General features: G+C 71.4%; 21 protein-coding genes and 2 pseudogenes. 21 read left to right on the plus strand and 2 right to left on the minus strand.

The features are described from left to right. The 16 genes and pseudogenes from ACZ60X_RS37455 to ACZ60X_RS37530 form a co-directional block, all read left to right on the plus strand. Nucleotides 1-113, plus strand: a pseudogene (locus ACZ60X_RS37455) (phosphocholine cytidylyltransferase family protein); the annotation flags it as partial. Then, nucleotides 101-1,162 carry an iron-containing alcohol dehydrogenase family protein gene (locus tag ACZ60X_RS37460; protein WP_469608607.1) on the plus strand — a complete coding sequence of 354 codons (1,062 nt, stop codon included), beginning with the start codon at nucleotides 101-103 and terminating at the stop codon, nucleotides 1,160-1,162. The pseudogene ACZ60X_RS37455 and the gene ACZ60X_RS37460, both read left to right, overlap by 13 nt. Beyond that, entirely contained in the window at nucleotides 1,140-1,919 is a 780-nt protein-coding gene (locus ACZ60X_RS37465) for a CDP-alcohol phosphatidyltransferase family protein (protein ID WP_469608609.1), read from the plus strand. Before ACZ60X_RS37460 ends, ACZ60X_RS37465 begins: the two co-directional genes overlap by 23 nt. A 5-nt stretch (nucleotides 1,920-1,924) precedes the next feature. Beyond that, nucleotides 1,925-2,797 (plus strand): glycosyltransferase family 2 protein, encoded by an 873-nt coding sequence (locus ACZ60X_RS37470; protein WP_469608920.1) that lies wholly within the window; start codon nucleotides 1,925-1,927, stop codon nucleotides 2,795-2,797. A 59-nt stretch (nucleotides 2,798-2,856) separates the two neighbouring features. Then, nucleotides 2,857-3,786, plus strand: coding sequence for an ABC transporter permease (locus ACZ60X_RS37475; protein ID WP_469608612.1), 930 nt, complete (start codon nucleotides 2,857-2,859; stop codon nucleotides 3,784-3,786). After that, nucleotides 3,779-4,573, plus strand: coding sequence for an ABC transporter ATP-binding protein (locus ACZ60X_RS37480; protein ID WP_469608614.1), 795 nt, complete (start codon nucleotides 3,779-3,781; stop codon nucleotides 4,571-4,573). Before ACZ60X_RS37475 ends, ACZ60X_RS37480 begins: the two co-directional genes overlap by 8 nt. A 360-nt stretch (nucleotides 4,574-4,933) precedes the next feature. Beyond that, entirely contained in the window at nucleotides 4,934-5,830 is an 897-nt protein-coding gene (gene hpnC, locus ACZ60X_RS37485) for a squalene synthase HpnC (protein WP_469608617.1), read from the plus strand. Further along, a complete protein-coding gene (gene hpnD / locus ACZ60X_RS37490; protein ID WP_469608620.1) occupies nucleotides 5,827-6,789 on the plus strand; it encodes a presqualene diphosphate synthase HpnD in 963 nt (320 codons plus the stop codon). Before hpnC ends, hpnD begins: the two co-directional genes overlap by 4 nt. A 241-nt stretch (nucleotides 6,790-7,030) precedes the next feature. Then, nucleotides 7,031-8,467 carry a hydroxysqualene dehydroxylase HpnE gene (hpnE, locus tag ACZ60X_RS37495; RefSeq protein WP_469608622.1) on the plus strand — a complete coding sequence of 479 codons (1,437 nt, stop codon included), beginning with the start codon at nucleotides 7,031-7,033 and terminating at the stop codon, nucleotides 8,465-8,467. 68 nt (nucleotides 8,468-8,535) lie between these two features. Next, a complete protein-coding gene (locus ACZ60X_RS37500; RefSeq protein ID WP_469608923.1) occupies nucleotides 8,536-9,600 on the plus strand; it encodes a polyprenyl synthetase family protein in 1,065 nt (354 codons plus the stop codon). A 119-nt stretch (nucleotides 9,601-9,719) separates the two neighbouring features. Next, nucleotides 9,720-11,765, plus strand: coding sequence for a squalene--hopene cyclase (gene shc / locus ACZ60X_RS37505; RefSeq protein ID WP_469608626.1), 2,046 nt, complete (start codon nucleotides 9,720-9,722; stop codon nucleotides 11,763-11,765). A gap of 1 nt (nucleotide 11,766) precedes the next feature. Then, the gene (locus ACZ60X_RS37510) at nucleotides 11,767-12,408 is read left to right on the plus strand and encodes a phosphorylase family protein (RefSeq protein ID WP_469608628.1); all 642 of its coding nucleotides are present in this window, start codon (nucleotides 11,767-11,769) and stop codon (nucleotides 12,406-12,408) included. Nucleotides 12,409-12,413: 5 nt separating this feature from the next. Beyond that, entirely contained in the window at nucleotides 12,414-13,439 is a 1,026-nt protein-coding gene (gene hpnH, locus ACZ60X_RS37515) for an adenosyl-hopene transferase HpnH (RefSeq protein ID WP_469608631.1), read from the plus strand. A gap of 4 nt (nucleotides 13,440-13,443) precedes the next feature. Then, nucleotides 13,444-14,577, plus strand: a complete 1,134-nt coding sequence (gene ispG, locus ACZ60X_RS37520; protein ID WP_469608634.1) for a flavodoxin-dependent (E)-4-hydroxy-3-methylbut-2-enyl-diphosphate synthase — start codon at nucleotides 13,444-13,446, stop codon at nucleotides 14,575-14,577. A gap of 30 nt (nucleotides 14,578-14,607) precedes the next feature. Further along, the gene (gene dxs, locus ACZ60X_RS37525) at nucleotides 14,608-16,536 is read left to right on the plus strand and encodes a 1-deoxy-D-xylulose-5-phosphate synthase (protein ID WP_469608637.1); all 1,929 of its coding nucleotides are present in this window, start codon (nucleotides 14,608-14,610) and stop codon (nucleotides 16,534-16,536) included. Further along, complete coding sequence (locus tag ACZ60X_RS37530; protein ID WP_469608640.1) at nucleotides 16,533-17,918, plus strand: aspartate aminotransferase family protein; 1,386 nt, start codon at nucleotides 16,533-16,535, stop codon at nucleotides 17,916-17,918. The genes dxs and ACZ60X_RS37530 overlap by 4 nt, the downstream gene beginning before the upstream one ends. 13 nt (nucleotides 17,919-17,931) lie before the next feature. Here ACZ60X_RS37530 and ACZ60X_RS37535 read toward each other — a convergent pair whose 3' ends face one another. After that, nucleotides 17,932-18,216 carry a hypothetical protein gene (locus ACZ60X_RS37535; protein ID WP_469608642.1) on the minus strand — a complete coding sequence of 95 codons (285 nt, stop codon included), beginning with the start codon at nucleotides 18,214-18,216 and terminating at the stop codon, nucleotides 17,932-17,934. Nucleotides 18,217-18,374: 158 nt separating this feature from the next. On the opposite strand from ACZ60X_RS37535, the gene ACZ60X_RS37540 reads away from it, so the two are divergent. After that, nucleotides 18,375-18,998: a helix-turn-helix domain-containing protein gene (locus tag ACZ60X_RS37540; RefSeq protein ID WP_469608645.1), complete on the plus strand. Its 624-nt coding sequence runs from the start codon at nucleotides 18,375-18,377 to the stop codon at nucleotides 18,996-18,998. Beyond that, entirely contained in the window at nucleotides 18,995-19,117 is a 123-nt protein-coding gene (locus tag ACZ60X_RS37545; RefSeq protein WP_469608647.1) for a DUF6126 family protein, read from the plus strand. The genes ACZ60X_RS37540 and ACZ60X_RS37545 overlap by 4 nt, the downstream gene beginning before the upstream one ends. A gap of 36 nt (nucleotides 19,118-19,153) precedes the next feature. Here the strand turns inward: ACZ60X_RS37545 and ACZ60X_RS37550 are convergent, their stop codons facing one another. Continuing rightward, nucleotides 19,154-19,951 (minus strand): tyrosine-protein phosphatase, encoded by a 798-nt coding sequence (locus ACZ60X_RS37550; protein WP_469608650.1) that lies wholly within the window; start codon nucleotides 19,949-19,951, stop codon nucleotides 19,154-19,156. Nucleotides 19,952-20,147: 196 nt separating this feature from the next. On the opposite strand from ACZ60X_RS37550, the gene ACZ60X_RS37555 reads away from it, so the two are divergent. The 3 genes and pseudogenes from ACZ60X_RS37555 to ACZ60X_RS37565 all read left to right on the plus strand — a co-directional run bounded on the left by ACZ60X_RS37555 (nucleotide 20,148) and on the right by ACZ60X_RS37565 (nucleotide 24,019). Beyond that, nucleotides 20,148-22,226, plus strand: a complete 2,079-nt coding sequence (locus ACZ60X_RS37555) for an alpha-galactosidase (RefSeq protein WP_469608926.1) — start codon at nucleotides 20,148-20,150, stop codon at nucleotides 22,224-22,226. Nucleotides 22,227-22,467: 241 nt separating this feature from the next. Beyond that, nucleotides 22,468-23,089, plus strand: a pseudogene (locus ACZ60X_RS37560) (DUF6250 domain-containing protein). A gap of 144 nt (nucleotides 23,090-23,233) precedes the next feature. Further along, nucleotides 23,234-24,019 (plus strand): SGNH/GDSL hydrolase family protein, encoded by a 786-nt coding sequence (locus ACZ60X_RS37565; protein ID WP_469608929.1) that lies wholly within the window; start codon nucleotides 23,234-23,236, stop codon nucleotides 24,017-24,019. Nucleotides 24,020-24,267: the final 248 nt, after the last annotated feature.

Below are 24,267 nucleotides of genomic sequence, written 5' to 3' on the forward strand. Positions count from 1 at the left end.
TGGTCGACCGGGGCTTCAGGATCGACGTGGCGCCGATCGGCGACGTCCGGTGGGTCGAGATCGACAACCACGACGACCTCGCCAAGGGCCGGGAGATCGCGTGCCGCTACTGACCCGGCTCATCCCGTCGCCGGTCGTCGTGGACATCCGCCCGGGTGCCCTGGACGACCTGGGCGCCGTCCTCGCCGACGAGCGCGTCGCGCAGTCTGGCCGGCTCGCCGTCGCCGTCAGCGGCGGCTCGGGCGCCAAGCTGCGCGAGCGCATCGCCCCCTCGCTGCCCGGCGCCACCTGGTACGAGGTCGGTGGCGGCACCCTCGACGACGCCATCCGGCTGGCCGGCGAGATGAAGTCCGGCCACTACGACGCGGTGGTCGGACTCGGCGGCGGCAAGATCATCGACTGCGCCAAGTTCGCCGCGGCGCGCGTCGGCCTGCCCCTGGTCGCCGTGCCGACGAACCTCGCGCACGACGGTCTGTGCTCGCCGGTCGCCACCCTCGACAACGACGCGGGACGCGGCTCCTACGGCGTGCCGAACCCGATCGCGGTCGTCATCGACCTGGACGTGATCCGCGAGGCCCCGGCCCGCTTCGTCCGGGCCGGCATCGGCGACGCGATCTCCAACATCAACGCGGTCGCGGACTGGGAGCTGTCGAACCGGGTCAACGGCGAGAAGATCGACGGCCTCGCCGCCGCGATGGCCCGGCAGGCCGGTGAGGCGGTTCTGCGCCACCCCGGTGGCATCGGCGACAACGGCTTCCTCCAGGTGCTCGCCGAGGCGCTGGTCCTCAGCGGTATCTCGATGTCGATCTCCGGCGACTCCCGCCCGTCCTCCGGTTCCTGCCACGAGATCAACCACGCCTTCGACCTGCTGTTCCCCAAGCGGGCCGCCGCCCACGGCGAACAGTGCGGGCTCGGCGCGGCCTTCGCGATGTACCTGCGCGGGGCCCACGAGGAGGCCGTCCACACGGCCGGGGTGCTGCGCCGGCACGGGCTTCCGGTGCTGCCGGAGGAGATCGGCTTCACCGTGGACGAGTTCGTCCGCGCCGTGGAGTTCGCCCCCGAGACCCGGCCGGGCCGCTACACGATCCTCGAACACCTCGAACTCAAGCCGAACCAGATCAAGGACTCCTACGCCGACTATGTCAAGGCCATCGGTAGCTGAACTCCGTCCGGTCGTCCACCCCGCCGGGGTGAAGGACCGGCGCAGCGGTGAGCACTGGATGGGACGCCTCTACATGCGCGAGGTGTCCCTGCGGGTCGACCGCTACCTGGTGAACACCCGGGTCACGCCCAACCAGCTCACGTACCTGATGACCGTCTTCGGCGCCCTCGCGGCCCCGGCACTCCTGGTACCCGGGATCTGGGGCGCCGTGCTCGGCGTGGTCTGCGTCCAGATGTACCTGCTGCTGGACTGCGTCGACGGCGAGATCGCGCGCTGGAAGAAGCAGTACTCGCTCAGCGGTGTCTACCTGGACCGGGTCGGCGCCTATCTGACCGACGCCGCGGTGCTCACCGGCTTCGGGCTGCGCGCCGCCGACCTGTGGGGCAGCGGCCGTATCGACTGGCTGTGGGCCTTCCTCGGCACGCTGGCGGCCCTCGGCGCCATCCTGATCAAGGCCGAGACCGACCTCGTCGGCGTCGCCCGGCACCAGGCCGGCAAGCCGCCGGTCAAGGAGGCCGCCGCCGAGATGCGCTCCTCCGGCATGGCGCTGGCCCGCCGGGCCGCCGCGGCCCTGAAGTTCCACCGGCTGATCCTCGGCATCGAGGCGTCCCTGCTGATCCTGGTGCTGGCGATCGTCGACCACGTGCGCGGCGACCTGTTCTTCTCCCGGCTGGGTGTCGCGGTGCTGGCCGGCATCGCCCTGCTCCAGACACTGCTGCACCTGGTGTCCATCCTCGCCTCCAGCAGGTTGAAGTGAGCGCCGTGAAGGTCGGCGCCGTCGTCATCACCATGGGCAACCGGCCCGAGGAGCTGCGGGCCCTGCTCGACTCGGTCGCGGGGCAGGACGGCGACCCGGTCGAGGTGGTCGTCGTGGGCAATGGCTCGCCCGTCCCGGACGTCCCCGAGGGCGTCCGGACGATCGAGCTGCCCGAGAACCTGGGCATCCCCGGCGGCCGCAACGTCGGCATAGAGGCCTTCGGGCCCAGCGGCCGCGACGTCGACATCCTGCTGTTCCTCGACGACGACGGCCTGCTCGCCCGGCACGACACCGCCCAGCTGTGCCGTGAGGCGTTCCAGGCCGACCCGAAGCTCGGCATCATCAGCTTCCGCATCGCCGACCCTGACACCGGCGAGACCCAGCGCCGCCACGTGCCCCGGCTGCGCGCCTCCGACCCGATGCGCTCCTCGCGCGTCACCACCTTCCTCGGCGGCGCCAACGCCGTGCGCACCCGTGTCTTCGCCGAGGCCGGCACCCTGCCGGGCGAGTTCTTCTACGCCCACGAGGAGACCGACCTGGCCTGGCGGGCCCTGGACGCCGGCTGGATGATCGACTACCGGTCGGACATGGTCCTTTACCACCCGACGACGGCGCCCTCGCGGCACGCGGTCTACCACCGCATGGTCGCCCGCAACCGCGTCTGGCTGGCCCGCCGCAACCTGCCCGCGCTCCTCGTCCCCGTCTATCTCGGCGTCTGGCTGCTGCTCACGCTGCTGCGCCGCCCGTCCGCACCGGCCCTGAAGGCCTGGTTCGGCGGCTTCAAGGAGGGCTGGACCACCGCGTGCGGCCCGCGCCGTCCCATGCGCTGGCGCACGGTGTGGCGGCTGACCCGGCTGGGCCGGCCTCCGGTGATCTGAGAAGCTTCTCTTACCTGAAGAGAGCAAGCTTCTTACCGAGAGATTCCGGATTCCCACTCGTGAGTCACACAACCCAAGACGGCGGTGTCGCGGTGCACGCGACACCGCCGCCCGACGAGGGGCCCACGGCCGCGCAGCTGGCCGCCAGGCACGGGCTCGCCGTCAGCGGCGCCCGTCCCTCGCTCGCCCAGTACGTCCGTCAGCTGTGGGGCAGACGCCACTTCATCCTCGCGTTCTCCCGGGCGAAGCTGACGGCGCAGTACAGCCAGGCCAAGCTCGGCCAGCTCTGGCAGGTGGCGACCCCGCTGCTGAACGCGGGCGTGTACTACTTCATCTTCGGCGTCATCCTGCACGCGAGCCGCGGTCTGTCCCAGGACGTCTACATCCCGTTCCTGGTCACGGGCGTGTTCGTGTTCACCTTCACGCAGAGTTCGGTCATGTCGGGTGTCCGGGCGATCTCCGGCAACCTCGGCCTGGTGCGCGCCCTGCATTTCCCGCGCGCCTCGCTGCCGATCTCCTTCTCGCTCCAGCAGCTCCAGCAGCTGCTCTTCTCGATGATCGTGATGTTCGTCGTGGCGATCGGGTTCGGCAGCTACCCCGGTCCGGCCTGGCTGCTGATCGTGCCGGTCCTGGTGCTGCAGTTCCTGTTCAACACCGGGCTAGCGCTGATCGTGGCCCGCATGGGCGCCAGGACGCCCGACCTGGCCCAGCTGATGCCGTTCGTCCTGCGCACCTGGATGTACACCTCGGGCGTGATGTTCTCCATCCACAAGATGATGGAGGGCCGCTCCGAGCTGGCGGTCCGGCTGCTCCAGGTCAACCCGGCCGCCCTCTACATGGACCTGATGCGCTACGCGCTCATCGACGGCTACGGCGCCGAGAACCTGCCGCCGCACGTGTGGGCGATCGCGCTGTTCTGGGCGGTGGCCGTGTTCGCCGGCGGGTTCGTCTACTTCTGGAAGGCGGAGGAGAGGTACGGCCGTGGCTGAGCAGTCGAGCGCACCGGGCGAGCGCCGGCCCACCGTCATCGCGGACGACCTGCACATCGTCTACCGCGTCAACGGCGGCGGATCAGGCCGGGGCAGCGCGACGGCCGCGCTCAGCCGGATCCTGAGGCGCGGCAAGGACGACGCGGCGCGGGGCGTGCGCAAGGTGCACGCGGTGCGCGGGGTGTCCTTCGTCGCCTACCGGGGCGAGGCGATCGGCCTGATCGGCTCCAACGGCTCGGGCAAGTCCACGCTGCTGCGGGCCATCGCCGGTCTGCTGCCCGCGGAGCGCGGCAGGGTCTACACCGACGGCCAGCCCTCGCTGCTGGGCGTCAACGCCGCACTGATGAACGACCTCACCGGCGAGCGCAACGTCATCCTGGGCGGTCTCGCCATGGGCATGTCGCGGGAGCAGATCAAGGCGCGTTACGAGGAGATCGTCGACTTCTCGGGCATCAACGAGAAGGGCGACTTCATCACCCTGCCGATGCGCACGTACTCCTCCGGCATGGCTGCCCGGCTGCGGTTTTCCATCGCCGCCGCCAAGGACCACGACGTCCTCATGATCGACGAGGCCCTCGCCACCGGTGACCGCAAGTTCCAGAAGCGTTCCGAAGAGCGCATCCGGGAGCTGCGCAAGGAAGCCGGAACCGTCTTTCTGGTCAGCCACAACAACAAGTCCATCCGTGACACCTGTAACCGCGTCCTGTGGCTGGAACGCGGCGAGCTGCGGATGGACGGGCCGACCGACGAGGTGCTCAGGGAGTACGAGAAGTTCACGGGCAAGTAGCCGGTTTTCGGCCAGGGGCGCGGCGGCGTTCGCCGACCGGGCCCCGCCCCACGCAAAGGAAACGTCAACTCGGGCTGGCGCAAGGAATCTTGACGCCAATCGGTGTGTTGTTGTGATGTGCAGGACACCCCGACGAACCTCGATGCGTTGTACAACGTAAGCTGTACCGGTGCCGGAAAGCGGCAAGTGGGGCGATATTGCGCGACACCCTACGCCATGGCACCCCGCGGAATGCCGGGCGGCGTGTCCGAAATAGTGTGTATTGGGTCGGCAGTGTAGAACGGGAGATGTGACGGCAATGGCTACGGAGACTCCCCAGCTCAACGCAGCATGTGCCGTCCCCGCCCCGGGCAGCGACCGATGACGGCCACCGAGACGGCGCCCGGCCTGGAACGCGCCACCCTGGACAAGGCGGCGAGCGAGAACTTCCCCGTGGCCCCCTTCTTCCTGCCGCGGGCCTGGCGCGACGACCTCATGGCCGTCTACGGCTTCGCCCGTCTCGTCGACGACATCGGCGACGGCGACCTCGCCCCCGGCGGCGCCGACGCCCGTCTGCTCGGCGTGTCGCCCGCCGCTGCCGAGGACCGCCTGGTCCTGCTCGACGCCTTCGAGGCGGACCTGCGCCGCGTCTTCGACGGCACCCCGCGCCATCCGCTGCTGCGCCGCCTGCAGCCCACCGTCCGCCGCCGCGGCCTGACCCCCGAACCCTTCCTCGGCCTGATCGCCGCCAACCGCCAGGACCAGCTCGTCAGCCGGTACGAGACCTACGACGACCTGCTCGCCTACTGCGAACTGTCCGCCAACCCCGTCGGCCGTCTCGTGCTCGGCGTCACCGGCACCTCGACCCCCGAGCGGATCCGCCTCTCCGACGCCATCTGCACCGCGCTGCAGATCGTCGAGCACCTCCAGGACGTCGCCGAGGACCTCGGCCGGGACCGGATCTACCTCCCCGCCGCGGATATGAAGCGCTTTCACGTGCGGGAAGCGGATCTTGGCGCGAAAACCGCGGGCGCATCGGTGCGCGCCCTGGTTGCATACGAAGCACAACGCGCCCGCGATCTGCTGAATGAAGGCGCCCCCCTGGTGGGTAGCGTCCACGGCAGGTTGAAGCTGCTGCTCGCAGGGTTCGTGGCGGGGGGAAGGGCGGCGATCCGGGCGATCGCCGCCGCCGAATACGACGTACTTCCCGGCCCGCCCAGACCCGGCAAGGTCCAGTTGCTGCGTGAGGCGGGCGTGATCCTGCGAGGAGAGGGGTGAAACGGACCGTGGAGTCTCCGTCGCACGTGTCCGCGCCGGTACTCGCCGCCTACAGCTACTGCGAGGCCGTCACCGGGCAGCAGGCCCGTAACTTCGCGTACGGCATCCGGCTGCTGCCCACGCCCAAGCGCCGCGCCATGTCGGCGCTGTACGCCTTCTCGCGGCGGGTGGACGACATCGGCGACGGCGACCTGCCCGGCGAGACCAAGCTCACCCGCCTGGAGGACACCAGGGCCCTGCTCGCCCGGGTCCGCGCCGGCGAGGTCGCCGAGGACGACACCGACCCGGTGGCCGTCGCCCTCGACCATGCCGCGCGCGCCTTCCCGATCCCGCTCGGCGGTCTGGACGAGCTGATCGACGGCGTCCAGATGGACGTGCGCGGACAGACGTACGAGAGCTGGGACGACCTGAAGGTCTACTGCCGGTGTGTGGCCGGTGCCATCGGCCGCCTCTCGCTCGGTGTGTTCGGCACCGAGCCGGGGGCGCGCGGCGCCGAACGCGCCTCCGAGTACGCCGACACGCTGGGCCTCGCCCTGCAGCTCACCAACATCCTCAGAGACGTCCGCGAGGACGCCCAGGGCGGCCGTACCTATCTGCCCGCCGACGACCTGGCCAAGTTCGGCTGCTCGGCCGGGTTCGACGGGCCGACGCCACCGGAGGGCTCCGACTTCGCGGGCCTCGTGCACTTCGAAGTGCGGCGGGCCCGCGCCCTGTTCGCCGAGGGCTACCGGCTGCTGCCCATGCTCGACCGGCGCAGCGGCGCGTGCGTGGCCGCCATGGCCGGGATCTACCGCAGGCTGCTGGACCGCATCGAGCGCGATCCCGAGGCGGTGCTGCGCGGCCGGGTCTCGCTGCCGGGACGCGAGAAGGCCTACGTCGCCGTGCGCGGCCTGTCCGGGCTCGACACCCGGAACGTGACCCGCCATGTCGCTCCGCGGTCCGTCAGGAGGCGCGCCTGATGGACCTCACCGAACCAGGAGACATGCCGCAGGCAACCCTCCGCTGCGGCGTGGCGTCCCAGAATGCGACGGCCGACCGTGCACCGTTCAACCTGCACGCACGCGCCCCGAAGGGGCGCGGGGCGGTGTCCGGTATGCGGCTGCGGCCGCGTGGGCGCGCCCGGCCACGACGGACCTGTGGACGGCCGACGGCCCGTCACGGCACTCCCCGCGGAGCGCATGCACGGAAGGACGCACGACGATGAGCGACGGCTCGCGCCCCGCGCAGGCGCACGCTGACACGGCGGAGGCCGAAGCCGCGGCAGGCCGCAGCGCCGTCGTGGTCGGCGGCGGACTGGCGGGCATCACCGCCGCGCTCGCCCTTGCGGACGCGGGCGTCCGCGTCACTCTGCTCGAAGGCAGGCCGAGGCTCGGCGGCCTCGCCTTCTCCTTCCAGCGCGGCGAACTGACCGTCGACAACGGCCAGCACGTGTACCTGCGCTGCTGCACCGCCTACCGCTCGTTCCTCGACCGGATCGAGGGCACGGCGCTGGCACCGCTGCAGGACCGCCTGGACGTGCCCGTCGTCGACGTCGCCCGGCCCGAGGGCAGCCGGCTCGGCAGACTGCGGCGCGACGCGCTGCCCGTCCCGCTCCATCTGGGACGCAGCCTCGCCACGTATCCGCATCTCTCGCTCGCCGAGCGTGCCGCCGTGGGGCGGGCCGCGCTCGCGCTCAAGGGGCTCGACCTCGCCGATCCCGCCCTTGACGCCCAGGACTTCGGCAGCTGGCTGGCCGCGCACGGCCAGTCGGCGCGCGCCGTCGAGGCCCTGTGGGACCTGGTCGGGGTCGCCACCCTCAACGCGGTCGCGGGCGACGCCTCGCTGGGACTCGCCGCGATGGTGTTCAAGACCGGTCTGCTGTCCGACCCGGGCGCGGCCGACATCGGCTGGGCCCGCGTCCCCCTGGGCGAACTGCACGACCGGCTGGCCCGCAAGGCGCTCGACTCCGCGGGGGTCCGTACCGAGGTCCGTACACGCGTCACCTCCGTCTCCATCAACGAGAGCGGGACGTGGAGCGTTCAGGTTCCCGGCGAGACACTGCGTACGGACGCGGTCGTCCTCGCCGTACCCCAGCGCGAGGCCCACGACCTGCTGCCGCCCGGCGCCCTCGACGCCCCCGAGCAACTGCTGCGCATCGGCACCGCGCCGATCCTCAACGTGCACGTCGTCTACGACCGCAAGGTGCTCGCCCGCCCCTTCTTCGCCGCCCTCGGCACTCCCGTGCAGTGGGTCTTCGACCGCACGGAGGCCTCCGGGCTCGGGCACGGGCAGTACCTGGCGCTGTCGCAGTCGGCCGCGCAGGACGAGATCGACCTCCCGGTCGCCGAACTGCGCGAGCGCTATCTGCCAGAGTTGGAGCGGCTGATTCCGGGTACACGCGGCGCCGTGGTGAAGGACTTCTTCGTAACCCGGGAGCGCGCGGCGACGTTCGCCCCCACCCCCGGCGTCGGACGGCTGCGGCCCGGCGCCCGCACCAAGGCCCCCGGCCTGTACCTGGCCGGAGCGTGGACCGCCACCGGGTGGCCCGCGACCATGGAGAGTGCGGTCCGCAGCGGTGTGAGCGCGGCCGGCGCCGCGCTCGACGCCCTGGGCCGGCCCCGCCCCCGCCGTCTCTTCGCGTTCGAGGAGGCGGCCTGATGCTCGACGAGCACGCGGCAGGCCCCCGCACCCCCGGTACCGCAACAAGAGGAGAGACTGTGCCCACTGTGCCCCCGGCCTCGACACCCGCTCGGAGGACCGCGGTGGACGTGACCGCGCTGCTGGAGCGCGGCCGGACCCTGGCCACACCGGTCCTGCGTACGGCCGTCGACCGCCTGGCGCCTCCCATGGACACCGTCGCCGCCTACCACTTCGGCTGGATCGACGCGGCCGGCAACCCCGCCGACGGCGACGGCGGCAAGGCCGTCCGGCCCGCCCTCGCCGTACTCTCCGCCGAGGTCACCGGCGCCGCACCCGAGGTGGGCGTCCCGGGGGCCGTCGCCGTCGAACTCGTCCACAACTTCTCGCTGTTGCACGACGACCTGATGGACGGCGACGAACAGCGCCGGCACCGTGACACCGTCTGGAAGGTGCACGGTCCCGCCCAGGCCATCCTGGTCGGCGACGCCCTGTTCGCGCTCGCCAACGAGATCCTGCTGGAGCTCGGCACCGTGGAGGCCGGCCGCGCCACGCGCCGGCTGACCTCCGCCACCCGCGCCCTGATCGACGGTCAGGCGCAGGACATCTCCTACGAACACCGCGACCGCGTCAGCGTCGAGGAGTGCCTGGAGATGGAGGGCAACAAGACCGGCGCGCTGCTCGCCGCCTCCAGTTCCATCGGCGCGGTGCTCGGCGGCGCGGACGACAGGACCGCGGACGCCCTGGAGAAGTACGGCTACCACCTCGGCCTCGCCTTCCAGGCCGTCGACGACCTGCTCGGCATCTGGGGCGACCCGGAGGCCACCGGCAAGCAGACCTGGAGCGATCTGCGCCAGCGCAAGAAGTCCCTGCCGGTCGTCGCCGCGCTCGCGGCCGGCGGCTCCGCCTCCGACAAACTCGGCGAGATGCTCGCCGCGGACGCCAAGAGCAGCGACTTCGAGAACTTCTCCGAGGAGGAGTTCGCGGCCCGCGCGGCCCTGATCGAGGAGGCCGGCGGCCGCGCCTGGACGGCCGACGAGGCGCGCCGTCAGCACACCATCGCCATCCAAGCCCTCGACGCCGTCGACATGCCCGGCCGGGTCCGGGACGCCTTCGCGGCGCTCGCCGACTTCGTCGTCGTACGAAAGAGATGATCATTATCGGCTCGATAAGCCTCGCGTAGTCGCCGGCCGGTGCCTCGCAGACGCGAACGACACCGGCCGACGGCGGACCCACAGCAGCACGACTCGCACGACTGCACGAAGGGGAAGCCATGACAGCGACGACCGACGGAAGCACCGGGGCGACCTCGCCGTCCCGCGCGGCCGCGGCCAGCGACACCACCATCACCACCCCCGAGGCGGCCGGGGTGCACGAAGCCGCCGCACGCGCCGCCCGGCGCGCCACCGACTTCCTGCTCGCGCGGCAGGACGCCCAGGGCTGGTGGAAGGGCGACCTGGAGACCAACGTCACCATGGACGCCGAGGACCTGCTGCTCCGCCAGTTCCTCGGCATCCTGGACGACGAGACCGCGCAGGCCGCCGCGAAGTTCATCCGCGGCGAGCAGCGCGAGGACGGCACCTGGGCCACCTTCTACGGCGGGCCCGGCGAACTGTCCACCACCGTCGAGGCGTACGTCGCCCTCCGGCTGGCCGGTGACGCGCCCGACGCCCCGCACATGGCGAAGGCCTCCGCCTGGGTCCGCGAGCGCGGCGGCATCGCCGCCTCCCGCGTCTTCACCCGGATCTGGCTCGCCCTGTTCGGCTGGTGGAAGTGGGAGGACCTGCCCGAACTCCCGCCGGAGCTGATCTACTTCCCCACCTGGTTCCCGCTCAACATCTACAACTTCGGGTGCTGGGCGCGGCAGACCATCGTGCCGCTCACCGTCGTCTCCGCCAAGCGCCCGGTGCGTCCGGCGCCCTTCGCGCTGGAGGAGCTGCACACCGACCCGGCGAACCCCAACCCGCCCCAGCCGCTCGCCCCCGTGACGACCTGGGACGGGATCTTCCAGCGGCTCGACAAGGTGGTCCGCGGCTACCGCGCCGTCGCCGTGCGCCGGCTGCGCAGAGCCGCGATGAACAGCGCGGCCCGCTGGATCATCGAGCGGCAGGAGAACGACGGCTGCTGGGGCGGCATCCAGCCCCCGGCCGTGTACTCGGTCATCGCCCTGCACCTGCTGGGCTACGACCTTCAGCACCCGGTGCTGCGCGAGGGCATCGCCTCGCTGGACCGTTTCGCCGTCTGGCGCGAGGACGGCGCGCGGATGATCGAGGCCTGCCAGTCCCCGGTGTGGGACACCTGCCTCGCCACCATCGCGCTGGTCGACGCGGGGCTCCCGGTCGATCACCCGCAACTGGTCAAGGCGGCCGACTGGATGCTCGGCGAGGAGATCGTCCGGCCCGGCGACTGGGCCGTACGTCGTCCCCAACTGCCGCCGGGCGGCTGGGCGTTCGAGTTCCACAACGACAACTACCCGGACATCGACGACACCGCCGAGGTCGCGCTCGCGCTGCGCCGCGTCCGCCACCACGACCCCGAGCGGGTGGACAAGGCCATCGGGCGCGCGGTGCGCTGGAACCTCGGGATGCAGTCCAGGAACGGGGCCTGGGGCGCCTTCGACGTCGACAACACCAGTCCGTTCCCCAACCGGCTGCCGTTCTGCGACTTCGGCGAGGTCATCGACCCGCCGTCGGCGGACGTCACCGCGCACGTGGTGGAGATGCTCGCCGCCGAAGGGCTCGCCCACGACCCGCGCACCCGGCGCGGCATCGACTGGCTGCTCGCCGAACAGGAGCCGGACGGCTCGTGGTTCGGCCGCTGGGGCGTCAACTACATCTACGGCACAGGCTCGGTCGTGCCCGCGCTGACCGCGGCCGGACTGCCCGGCTCCCACCCGGCGATCCGCCGGGCCGTCGCCTGGCTGGAGAGGGTCCAGAACGACGACGGCGGCTGGGGCGAGGACCTGCGCTCCTACAAGTACGCCAAGGAGTGGAGCGGCCGGGGCGCCTCCACCGCCTCGCAGACCGCGTGGGCGCTGATGGCGCTGCTCGCGGCGGGCGAGAAGGACTCCAAGGCCGTCGAGCGCGGCGTGCGGTGGCTGGCCGACACCCAGCGTGAGGACGGCAGTTGGGACGAGCCGTACTTCACCGGCACCGGTTTCCCCTGGGACTTCTCCATCAACTACCACCTGTACCGGCAGGTCTTCCCGCTCACCGCGCTCGGCCGGTACCTGCACGGCGACCCCTTCGAGCGCCGCCTGCTGGCCAAAAAGCCTCTCGCCGAGGGGCAGACTCCTCTCGCCGAGGCCAGGGTGAGCTGAGGTGGGCACCCGGCCCGCCCCGGCCCCGCTGCTGATCGCCTGCGCGCTCGGCATCGAGCACCTCGCCCTGCGCACCGGCGACCGGAACGGGGCGGACGGGCCGGTCACCCTGCTGCGCACGGGGATGGGTCCCCGCGCGGCGGAACGCTCCCTCACCCGGCGGCTCGCCGTGCCGGCGTTCGCCGACGCGGCCGTGCTCGCCACCGGATTCTGTGCCGGGCTCGCGCCCGGCATGCACCCCGGCGACCTGGTCGTCGCCGAGGAGACCCGGGACCCGCGCGGCGCCGTCGGCTGCGTGGCGACCGAACTGCTGGTCAAGGAACTCGTGCGCCTGCTGCCCGGGCGCACGGTCCACACCGGGCCGCTCACCGGCTCCGACCACGTCGTGCGCGGCCCCGAGCGCTCCGAGCTGCTCGCGACCGGTGCGATCGCGGTCGACATGGAGTCGGCGGCCACGCTCCGCACCGCCGTCCGCGCGGGCGAGCGTCCGGTCGCGGCCGTGCGGGTGGTCGTGGACGCCCCGGAGCACGAGCTGGTCCGGATCGGCACACTGCGCGGGGGCATATCGGCCTTCCGCGTTCTTCGTTGTGTACTTCCCGCATTTTTCGAATGGCACCGTTCTTTGCTGCTCCCCCGGAGGTGAGCCAGATGGCCATGCCGTTGCGTCAGACCGTCAAGGTCGCTACCTATCTGCTCGAACAGAAGCTCAAGAAGCGGGACAAGTTCGCCCTGCTGGTCGAATTGGAGCCGCTGTTCGCGTGCAACCTCAAGTGCGAGGGCTGCGGCAAGATCCAGCACCCGGCGGGCGTCCTCAAGCAGCGCATGCCGGTCGCCCAGGCCGTGGGCGCGGTGCTGGAGTCCGGCGCGCCGATGGTGTCCATCGCCGGCGGCGAGCCGCTGATGCACCCTCAGATCGACGAGATCGTCCGGCAGTTGGTCGCGAAGAAGAAGTTCGTGTTCCTGTGCACGAACGCCCTTCTCATGCGCAAGAAGATGGACAAGTTCAAGCCCTCGCCCTACTTCGCGTGGGCCGTGCACATCGACGGGCTGCGTGAGCGGCACGACGCCTCGGTGGCGAAGGAGGGCACCTTCGACGAGGCGGTGGAGGCCATCAAGGAGGCCAAGCGGCGCGGCTTCCGGGTGACCACCAACTCGACCTTCTTCAACACCGACACCCCGCAGACCGTCGTCGAGGTGCTCAACTACCTCAACGACGACCTGAAGGTGGACGAGATGATGCTCTCGCCCGCCTACGCCTACGAGAAGGCGCCCGACCAGGAACACTTCCTCGGGGTGCAGCAGACCCGCGAGCTGTTCCGGAAGGCCTTCGCGGGCGGCAACCGCAAGAAGTGGCGCCTGAACCAGAGCCCGCTCTTCCTGGACTTCCTGGAGGGCAAGGTCGACTTCCCCTGCACGGCGTGGGCGATCCCGAGCTACTCCCTCTTCGGCTGGCAGAAGCCCTGCTACCTGATGAGCGACGGCTACGTGTCCACGTACCGCGAACTGGTCGAGGAGACCGACTGGGACAAGTACGGCCGCGGCAAGGACCCGCGCTGCGCCAACTGCATGGCCCACTGCGGTTACGAGCCGACCGCCGTGCTCGCCACGATGGGTTCCCTGAAGGAGTCGCTGCGGGCCGCGCGCGAGACGATGTCGAGCGGGAAGCAGGGCTGACGCCATGGCCGCCGTTCCCTTGGGGGTCCCCCAGGTACCGGCCCGGCCGGTCGCGCCGCGGCGCACGTCGCGGCAGATCCACGTCGGGCCGGTGGCGGTCGGGGGCGGAGCCCCGGTGTCGGTGCAGTCGATGACGACGACCCGTACGTCGGACATCGGCGCCACCCTCCAGCAGATCGCGGAGCTCACCGCCTCCGGCTGCCAGATCGTCCGTGTCGCCTGCCCCACGCAGGACGACGCGGACGCCCTCGCCACGATCGCGCGGAAGTCCCAGATACCGGTGATCGCGGACATCCACTTCCAGCCGAAGTACGTGTTCGCCGCGATCGAGGCCGGCTGTGCCGCGGTCCGCGTGAACCCGGGCAACATCAAGAAGTTCGACGACCAGGTCAAGGAGATCGCGCGGACCGCCAAGGACCACGGCACGCCGGTCCGGATCGGGGTCAACGCCGGTTCCCTGGACCGGCGGTTGCTGCAGAAGCACGGCAGGGCGACGCCCGAGGCGCTGGTCGAGAGCGCGCTGTGGGAGGCGTCCCTCTTCGAGGAGCACGACTTCCGCGACATCAAGATCTCCGTCAAGCACAACGACCCGGTCGTGATGATCGAGGCCTACCGTCAGCTCGCCGAGAGTTGCGACTACCCCCTGCACCTGGGGGTCACGGAGGCCGGCCCGGAGTTCCAGGGCACGATCAAGTCGGCCGTCGCGTTCGGCGCGCTGCTGTCCCGGGGCATCGGCGACACCATCCGGGTGTCGCTGAGCGCGCCGCCGGCGCAGGAGGTCAAGGTCGGGATCCAGATCCTCGAATCCCTGGGCCTGCGGCAGCGGCGCCTGGAGATCGTCTCCTGTCCGTCCTGCGGCCGGGCCCAGGTGGATGTGTACAAGCTCGCCGAGGAGGTCACGGCGGGGCTGGACGGCATGGAGGTGCCGCTCCGGGTGGCGGTGATGGGATGTGTGGTCAACGGTCCGGGCGAGGCCCGCGAGGCCGACCTCGGGGTTGCCTCGGGCAACGGAAAGGGGCAGATCTTCGTGAAGGGCGAGGTCGTCAAGACCGTCCCCGAGTCCAAGATCGTTCAGACCCTCATCGAGGAGGCCATGAAGCTCGCCGAACGGACGAGCCCCGCAGACCAGTCGAATTGAGGCAAGGCACGGACCGAGAGGGGGCCGAGCGTGACCATTCTGGAGACCATCCGGGGACCACGCGACCTGAAGGCGCTGTCCGAGGCGGAACTCGGTGAACTGTCCCAAGAGATACGCGACTTCCTGGTGCAGGCGGTCTCGCGGACCGGCGGTCATCTCGGACCCAATCTGGGTGTGGTGGAGCTGTCCGTCGCGCTCCACCGGGTCTTCGAGTCACCGGTCGACCGGATCCTGTGGGACACCGGCCACCAGAGTTACGTACACAAGTTGCTGACCGGCCGTCAGGACTTCTCCAAGCTGCGCGGCAAGGGCGGCCTGTCCGGCTATCCCTCGCGTGAGGAGTCCGAGCACGACGTCATCGAGAACAGCCACGCCTCCACCGCGCTCGGCTGGGCCGACGGCCTCGCCAAGGCCCGCCAGGTGCAGGGGGAGAAGGGCCATGTGGTCGCGGTCATCGGCGACGGGGCGCTGACCGGCGGCATGGCCTGGGAGGCGCTGAACAACATCGCGGCCGCCAAGGACCGCCCGCTGATCATCGTCGTCAACGACAACGAGCGCTCCTACGGCCCCACCATCGGCGGGCTCGCCAACCACCTCGCCACCCTGCGCACGACGGACGGCTACGAGAAGGTCCTCGCCTGGGGCAAGGAGGTCCTGCTGAGGACCCCGGTCGTCGGCAGCACCGTCTACGAGTCCCTGCACGGCGCGAAGAAGGGCTTCAAGGACGCCTTCGCCCCGCAGGGCATGTTCGAGGACCTGGGCCTGAAGTACGTCGGCCCGATCGACGGCCATGACATCAAGGCCGTCGAGTCGGCGCTGCGCCGCGCGAAGCGCTTCCACGGCCCGGTCCTGGTGCACTGCCTGACCGAGAAGGGCCGCGGCTACGAGCCCGCCCTCGCCCACGAGGAGGACCACTTCCACACCGTCGGCGTGATGGACCCGCTCACCTGCGAGCCCCTCGCGCCGTCCCGCGGCCCGTCCTGGACCTCGGTGTTCGGCGACGAGATGGTGAGGATCGGCGAGGAGCGGGACGACGTCGTCGCCATCACCGCGGCCATGCTGCACCCGGTCGGACTCGCCGAGTTCGCCGAGCGCTTCCCCGACCGGGTGTGGGACGTGGGCATCGCCGAGCAGCACGCGGCCGTGTCGGCGGCCGGCCTCGCGACCGGTGGTCTGCACCCGGTCTTCGCCGTCTACGCCACCTTCCTCAACCGCGCCTTCGACCAGCTGCTCATGGACGTCGCCCTGCACCGCTGCGGGGTCACCTTCGTGCTCGACCGGGCCGGTGTCACCGGCGTGGACGGCGCCTCGCACAACGGCATGTGGGACATGTCGGTCCTCCAGGTCGTACCGGGTCTCAGGATCGCCGCGCCGCGCGACGCCGGCCAGCTGCGCGCCCAGCTGCGCGAGGCCGTCGCCGTGGACGACGCTCCCACGCTGCTGCGCTATCCGAAGGAGTCGGTCGGCCCGGACATCCCGGCGCTCGACCGCGTCGGCGGCATGGACGTGCTGCACCGCACCGAGCACCCCGACGTGCTGCTCGTCGCCGTCGGCGTGATGGCGCCGGTGTGCCTGCAGGCCGCCGATCTGCTCCAGGCGCGCGGTGTCAACTGCACGGTGGTCGACCCCCGTTGGGTCAAGCCCGTCGACCCCGCCCTGCCCCACCTCGCCGCCGCACACCGGATGGTGGCCGTCGTGGAGGACAACAGCCGTGCCGCGGGCGTCGGTTCGGCCGTCGCCCTTGCCCTCGGCGACGCCGACGTGGACGTGCCGGTACGGCGGTTCGGCATCCCGGAGCAGTTCCTCGCGCACGCCAAACGCAGCGAGGTGCTGGCCGACATCGGACTCACCCCCGTCGAGATCGCCGGGCGGATCGGCGCGTCCCTCGCGGTGCGGGACGCCGGGGGCGCGACCGGACGCGCCGCGCTCCCGCGGGGCGTTGACAAGGAGAAGGAATGAGCACGGAGTTCGACCTCGGCGCCCTGCTCGCCGAGCGCGGAGCCGAACGCTACGAGCTGCACACCAGGCACCTCAACCCGCAGCTCCCGCGCATGCTGCACACCATCGGCTTCGACAAGGTCTACGAACGGGCCGAGGGCGCGCACTTCTACGACGCGGACGGCAACGACTACCTGGACATGCTCGCCGGGTTCGGGGTCATGGGCCTCGGCCGTCACCACCCGGTCGTCCGCAAGGCGCTGCACGACGTCCTCGACCTCGACCTCGCCGACCTCACCCGCTTCGACTGCCAGCCGCTGCCCGGTCTGCTCGCCGAGCGGCTGCTCGGGCACAGCCCGCACCTGGACCGGGTGTTCTTCGGCAACAGCGGTACGGAGGCGGTGGAGACCGCGCTGAAGTTCGCCCGGTACGCCACCGGCAAGCCGCGGATCCTGTACTGCGACCACGCCTTCCACGGTCTGACCACCGGCTCGCTGTCGGTCAACGGCGAAGGCGGCTTCCGCGACGGCTTCGCCCCGCTGCTGCCCGACACCGCCGTACCTCTCGGCGATCTCGACGCCCTGGCCCGGGAGTTGAAGAAGGGCGACGTCGCCGCCCTGATCGTCGAGCCGATCCAGGGCAAGGGCGTGCACGAGGCACCGCCGGGCTATCTGCGCGCGGCGCAGGAGCTGCTGCACCGGCACAAGGCGCTGCTCATCGCCGACGAGGTGCAGACCGGCCTCGGCCGCACCGGCGACTTCTACGCCTACCAGCACGAGGACGGAGTGGAACCCGACCTGGTGTGCGTCTCGAAGGCGCTCTCCGGTGGCTACGTCCCGGTCAGCGCCACCGTGGGCAAGGACTGGATCTTCAAGAAGGTCTACTCCTCGATGGACCGCGTCCTGGTCCACTCGGCGAGCTTCGGCTCCAACGCCCAGGCGATGGCGTGCGGCCTCGCGGTGCTGTCGGTCATGGAGAACGAGCAGATCGTGGCGAACGTGCGCACCACGGGCGAGCTGCTGAAGTCCCGGCTGACCGCGCTGATCGACACGTACGAGCTGCTCGCCGACGTCCGCGGCCGCGGCCTGATGATCGGCATCGAGTTCGGCAGGCCCACCTCGCTGAAGCTGCGCAGCCGCTGGACCATGCTCCAGGCGGCCCGCAAGGGGCTGTTCGCGCAGATGGTCGTCGTGCCGCTGCTCCAGCGGCACCGGATCCTCACCCAGGTCTCCGGCGACCACCTGGAGGTGATCAAGCTGATTCCGCCACTGGTCCTCGACACGGCCGACGTCGACCGGTTCATGGACGCCTTCACCGCCGTCATGGACGACGCGCACAGCGGCGGCGGCCTGATGTGGGACTTCGGCAAGACCCTGATCAAGCAGGCGGTGGCGAACCGCTGAGCGGCACGGGCGCCTAGGACATCAGCGCGAGAAGGAGGAGCAAGGCGCCGAGCCCGGCCGCGCCCAGGGCGGTCCCCGCCGCCGAGGTCCACAGCCGGCCGTGCCCGCGGCCGGCGTAGTGGATTCCCGTACAGCCGAACGTCACGGCGAAAGCGCCGGCGAGCACACCCCAGGGCAGCAGGAGAAAAGTGAGCGCCGGACACACGCTCGCGGCCGCGACGGCCCCGAGGGTGGCGGACAGCGGGCCGAGCGCCGCGGCGGGCGAGCCGGTCGGACGGGGTGTGCCCGACGCGGACATGATGCGGCCCCCGTTTTATGAACGCGTTCAAGACTGGGGCGAGCGTAGCAGCGAGAGCCGCCCGCAGGGCGAACACCCGCTGCCGACCGGGCCAGATCGAGGTTTGCCTCAGAGGCAAGGGAATTGCCATAAAGGCAAAACTCCGGCTGAATGGAGGCATGAACGCCTCAGACGCCGGGCCGCCGGCGGAGCCGGGCGGCGCGCTGCCCGCCGTCGCGCCGCAACTGCGGGCGCTGCGCCGGCGCGCCGGTCTCACCCTGGAGGCCGCGGCCCGCGCCGCCGGGCTCTCGCCTGCCCATCTGTCGCGGCTGGAGACCGGGCAGCGCCAGCCCTCCCTGCCGATGCTGCTCGCCCTCGCGCGCATCTACGGTACGACGGTCTCCGACCTGCTCGGCGAGACGGTGGCCGACCGGGACGCGATCGTCCGGGCCGACGACATGGAGCCGACGCGCGCGGGCGGCTGGACGTACTTCCAGGCCGGGGCGTCCGGCCGGGGCATGCAGGCCCTGAGGGTGCGGGTGCCGTACGGCTCGCAGGGCGACATCGTGCGCGTACACCCCGGTGAGGAGTGGCTCCATGTCCTCAGGGGCCGCCTGCGCCTGCGCCTCGGCGACACCGCGCATCTGCTCGCGCCCGGCGACAGCGCCCACTTCGACTCGCTCACCCCGCACCGCCTCGCCGCCGAGGACCAGGACGGCGTCGAGCTGCTGTTCGTCCACACCCTGCTGCAGAGCCCCATGGCCGCGCTGTGCCTGGGCCCGTTCACCGGAGAGCTGCCATGAGCGACCTGGAGACCAAGTTCCCCCGATCCCTGTGGATCCGCCTGATCATCTACATCGCCGTCGGCCATCTCCTGGCCGCGTTCCTCTACCTGCTCTTCGCGCTCGGCGGCAAGGGATGACCGGGCGGCGGCGCCGGGCGCAGAGGGGCAGGCCGGTCAGTCCAGCAGGCGCTCGCGCAGCCGGTCGCGGTGCGCGGAGGTGAGCGCGAGGCCCCGCTCCAGGTAGGTCTCGACCCCGCCCCAGGTCTCCTCGATGCTGTCGAACGCCGCCTGCAGGTACTCCGCGCGGGCGTCGAAGAGCGGGCTGAGCAGCTCCATCACCTCCGGGGTGTAGGCCGTGTCGGCGCTGCCGCTGCGCCGGACCCGGTAGCGGCGGTGCTTGGCGTTGGACTCCAGGTAGTCGGCCACGATCGCGTCCCGCTCCACGCCGAGGGCCAGGAGCGTCACGGCTATGGAGATGCCCGCGCGGTCCTTGCCGGCCGCGCAGTGCATGAGCGCGGGCACGCTGTCCTCGACGAGTGAGTGCAGCACCCGGGAGTGCTCGGCGGTGCGCTCCTTGACGATCTTCCGGTACGAGGCGGTCATCCGGGCCGCGCCCTGGCCGTCGCCGAGGATCCCGCGCAGCTGGTCGAGGTCGCCGTCGCGGACCATCGTCCAGAACTCGGCGCCGTCGGCCGGGTCGCTCAGCGGCAGGTTCACGTTCCGCACGCCCGGCAGCGTGACGTCCGGGCCCTCCAGCTTCTGGTCGGCCGCGTTGCGGAAGTCGAAGATCGTGTGCAGGCCCAGGGAAGCGAGGAAGGCCGTGTCGCTCTCGGTCGCGTGCGCCAGATGCCCGCTGCGGAACAGCATGCCGTGGCGCACCCGGCGCCCGTCCGCGGTCGGCAGTCCGCCCACGTCACGGAAATTGCGCACGCCGTCCAGCTCGGGCTCGGTCGACGGGACCTGTTGCGTCACGGGGGGCTCCTCCCGGTCGGGCCCCGCCGTCGCGGGTCGTCGGCGGGCGCTCAGTCGACCATACGACATCGGTTTCCCGAGGCAAGGAGTTGTCCACAGGCGCGGAAACCCGTGGTCCACAGGCATTGTCACCAGGGGCCGGGCACTCGATGATGTCGGTTGTTGAGCGCATCTGTTGGCACCTGTGAGGTCTTACGTGCTGGACATCGCCGAAGACGGTCGTACCTGGCTCCTCTCGGGGCCCCACAGCAGTTACGCCCTGCATCTCACCGGTGCCGACGAGCTGCTCCACCTCCACTGGGGTCCGCGGATCGCCCTCGCGGACGCCGAGGCCCTGGCGCGGGACCCGCTGCCCGGCTACTGGCCCTTCGAGTCCCCGCTCGACGGCCGCGAGGAGTATCCCGTCGAGGGCGGCCCCCGTTTCGTCCGCCCCGCCCTGTCCGTGCGCACCGAGGAGCGCCGCGGCACCGAGTGGCGTTTCGTGTCGTACGACACCGACGTCGAGGAGGGCGGGCTGCGGCTGCGCTTCGCGGACGACGGGATCCTGATCGACCTGCACTACCGGATGCGCGGCGATGTCGTGGAACGCTGGGTGAGCGTGGAGAACGGCGGGCACGCGCGCGTGGAGCTGCTGCGGGCCGACGCGGCCACCTGGACGCTGCCCGACCGCGAGGGCTGGCGGCTGTCCCAGCTGCACGGCCGCTGGGCCGCCGAGTCCCGGCTCACCACCGCCCCCCTCACCTACGGCGAGAAGGTCATCGGCAGCCGCCGCGGCCACACCGGCCACCAGCACCTGCCCTGGGTGGCCCTGGACACCGACGCCACCGAGGAGCGGGGGGAGGTCTACGGCTGCGCACTCGGCTGGTCCGGCTCCTGGCGGATCGCGGTCGCCCAACTCCCGGACGCGCGCGTGCAGATCACGGGCGGCGCGGGCCACGACGACTCCGGGCTGCTGCTCCTGCGGCCGGGGGAGTCGTACACCACCCCCGTCTTCGCGGGCCTGTGGAGCGACGCCGGCTTCGGCGGCGCGAGCCGCGCCTGGCACGCGTACCAGCGCGCGCACGTCATCCCGGACGCGGAGCGGGACCGGCCGGTGCTGTTCAACTCCTGGGAGGCGACGAACTTCGACATCTCCGAGGAACAGCAGCTCGCCCTCGCCCGCCGGGCCGCCGAGATCGGGGTCGAGCTGTTCGTGGTGGACGACGGCTGGTTCGGCGCCCGCACCAGCGACCGTGCCGGGCTCGGCGACTGGACGCCCAATCCCCGCCGCTTCCCGCAGGGCCTCAAGCCGCTGGCCGACCAGGTGCACAACCTCGGGATGCAGTTCGGCATCTGGGTCGAGCCGGAGATGGTCAACCCCGACAGCGACCTGTACCGCGCGCACCCGGACTGGGTGCAGCACCAGCCCGGACGCACACGGACGGAACTGCGCAACCAGCTCGTCCTCAACCTCGCCCGCGAGGACGTCCAGCAGTACCTGTGGGACCAGTTGGACGCCCTCCTGTCCAGCGCCCCGGTCGACTACGTGAAGTGGGACTTCAACCGCTGCTTCACCGACGCCGGCTGGCCCGGCGAGGCCTACCCGCAGCGGCTGTGGGTGGACCACGTCCGCGCCCTGTACGCGCTGCTGGACCGGCTGCGGGCGGCTCACCCCGGTGTCGCGTTCGAGTCCTGCTCGGGCGGCGGCGGCCGGATCGACCTCGGAGTGCTCAGCCGCACGGACCAGGTGTGGACATCCGACAACACCGACCCCCTCGACCGGCTCGCCATCCAGCACGGCTTCAGCCAGATCCATCCCGCCCGCGTCATGGCCGCCTGGGTCACCGACAGCCCGAACACCCAGCTCAACGGCCGGGCCAGTACCCTGCGCTTCCGGTTCGTCAGTGCCATGGCGGGCGTACTCGGCGTCGGTGGCGACCTCACCGAGTGGAGCGGCGAGGAACTGGCCGAGGCGCGGCGCTGGGTGGACCTGTACAAGGAGATCCGGCCGATCGTCCAGCACGGCGAGCTGTACCGGCTGCGGCCCCCGGCCGGCGCTCTGAGCGCCGTCCAGTACGTCCGGGGCGAGGAGGTGGTGGTCCTCGCCTGGCTGCAGGCGCAGAGCTACGGAGAGCCGGTGCCGGCGCTGCGGCTGCGCGGCCTCGACCCGACCGCCTCGTACGCATGCCGCGACACCGGCGACGTGCACCGCGGGGCCGTGCTGATGCACCACGGACTGCGCACCGGGCTCAAGGGCGACCTGGACGCGACGGTGTTCCGGCTGCGACGCGCCTGAGCGTTCCGGCACCTCGGTTCACGCGGAGCGCCGGCGATCGGTATCGGTGTGCCGCACGCGCGTCGTCCGGGGGGCCACCATCGCGCCCCCGTTCGCCGTGTGTTGCGGTCACATGGCGGACGCGCTCGGGGTGTCGCCAGAGGGAGTGTGCTGGGGCCACAGTGGTCGCCGGGCGCATGGCAAGCGCTTTCCGTGTGTCTGCTGTCGGCCCACCCCTGACCCTCCGCAAGGAGTCCCGCCCATGACGACCACCCTCCGGGCGTTCACCGCCGTCGCCGCCTCGGCGGCTCTCGCCGCGCTCACCCCCGCCCCCGCCGAAGCCGAGCCGCGCCGCCGTCGCCTCCTCGCCCATGACGACTTCCGGCACGGTCTCGGTCGGTGGGTGACAGAACTGCAGGACGGGGGCAGTGTCACCGCCGCCCGCGGTGTCGGAAGGCGGGCCCAACGACCGCGTCTCGGACCTGAACAACTTCTAAAATGCCACCGACGCCCGCTCCCCGGACGACCTCTTCGCCACCCGCCGCGGCGGCGCCCTGGCCGAGTACGACTACCTCGCGACGTACTACGCGGGCTACGGCGCCAACGGCAACACCACGACCCGGCTGCGCCGCTACGTCGGGGAGCCCGGTGTCCGCCCGCTCGTCTACGACTGCACCGGACCGCTGCTCGTCCCGAACCGGCCCAACCATGTGCGGATCGTCTCGGACGGCTCGCTCGTGCAGTGGTGGAACAACGGCCGCCCGGTGTTCGACTACCGGGACCCGCACGCGTCCACCGCCGGGTACTTCGCCTTCCGGACCGTGTGGAGCCACTTCAGGGTGACGGGCTTCAGGGTGTGGCCGTCGCACGCTCAACGCGCCTGACGGCCGGTCTATTCCTGAATGGCAAATTCTTTTGGAGTGGCAATTCTCACCGTTCGTCAACCCCTTCCTACGGTCGCGTAGGTCACATCCGAAAAGGAATCATGGTCCGACGTGGCAGACGATTCGAAGAATGACAACAGATCAGTGATCGGGTCGTACGTGGCGGTGGGGGACAGCTTCACCGAGGGCGTCGGCGATCCCGGCCCCGACGGGGCCTTCGTGGGCTGGGCTGACAGGTTCGCGGTCCTGCTCGCCGACCGGTGCCCCGAGGGCGACTTCAAGTACACCAACCTCGCGGTCCGCGGGAAGCTCCTCGACCAGATCGTGGAGGACCAGCTCCCGAAGGCCGTCGAACTCGCCCCGGACCTGGTCTCCTTCTGCGCGGGCGGCAACGACATCATCCGCCCGGGCACCGATCCGGACGAGGTGGCCGAGCGCTTCGAGCGGGCCGTGGCCCGGCTGGCCGAGGTCGCGGGCACGGTGATGGTGACGACCGGCTTCGACACCCGGGGCGTACCGGTGCTCAAGCATCTGCGCGGCAAGATCGCGACGTACAACGGCCATGTGCGCGCCATCGCCGACCGGTACGGCTGCCCGGTGCTCGACCTGTGGTCCCTGAAGTCCGTGCAGGACCGCAGGGCGTGGGACGGGGACCGGCTCCACCTGTCGCCCGAGGGGCACACGCGCGTGGCCCTGCGCGCCGGCCAGGTGCTCGGCCTGGACATCCCGGCCGACCCGGAGCAGCCGTGGCCGCCGCTGCCGCCCCGGGGCACCCTGGAGATCCGCCGCGACGACGTTCACTGGGCCCGCGAGTACCTCGTCCCGTGGATCGGCCGCCGACTGCGCGGCGAGTCCTCCGGCGACCACGTGACGGCGAAGGGCACCCTGTCCCCGGACGACATCAAGCACCGCATCGCCTCCGTGGCCTGACGCCCCCGGTTCCCGCCCCGCCCGCACCGGTTCGGCGAGGCGGGGCAGGGGCGTCAGCGTCCGGTACCGCGTGGCGCCGCGAAGAGGTTGTGGTGCCAGGGGGTGCTGCCGGAGGTGGCGAGTCGCAAGCAGGTCGCCGAGGGGCGAGACGCAGGGGTGCGAGCGGCCGCGGTCGGGCCGGTCACTGTCGAGCGGCCCTGGTCGCGTGGCTCGCGGTCGAGTGGGTCGTGGCCGAGTGAGTCGTGCTT

This window comes from Streptomyces sp. NPDC104106 (genome assembly GCF_055584345.1).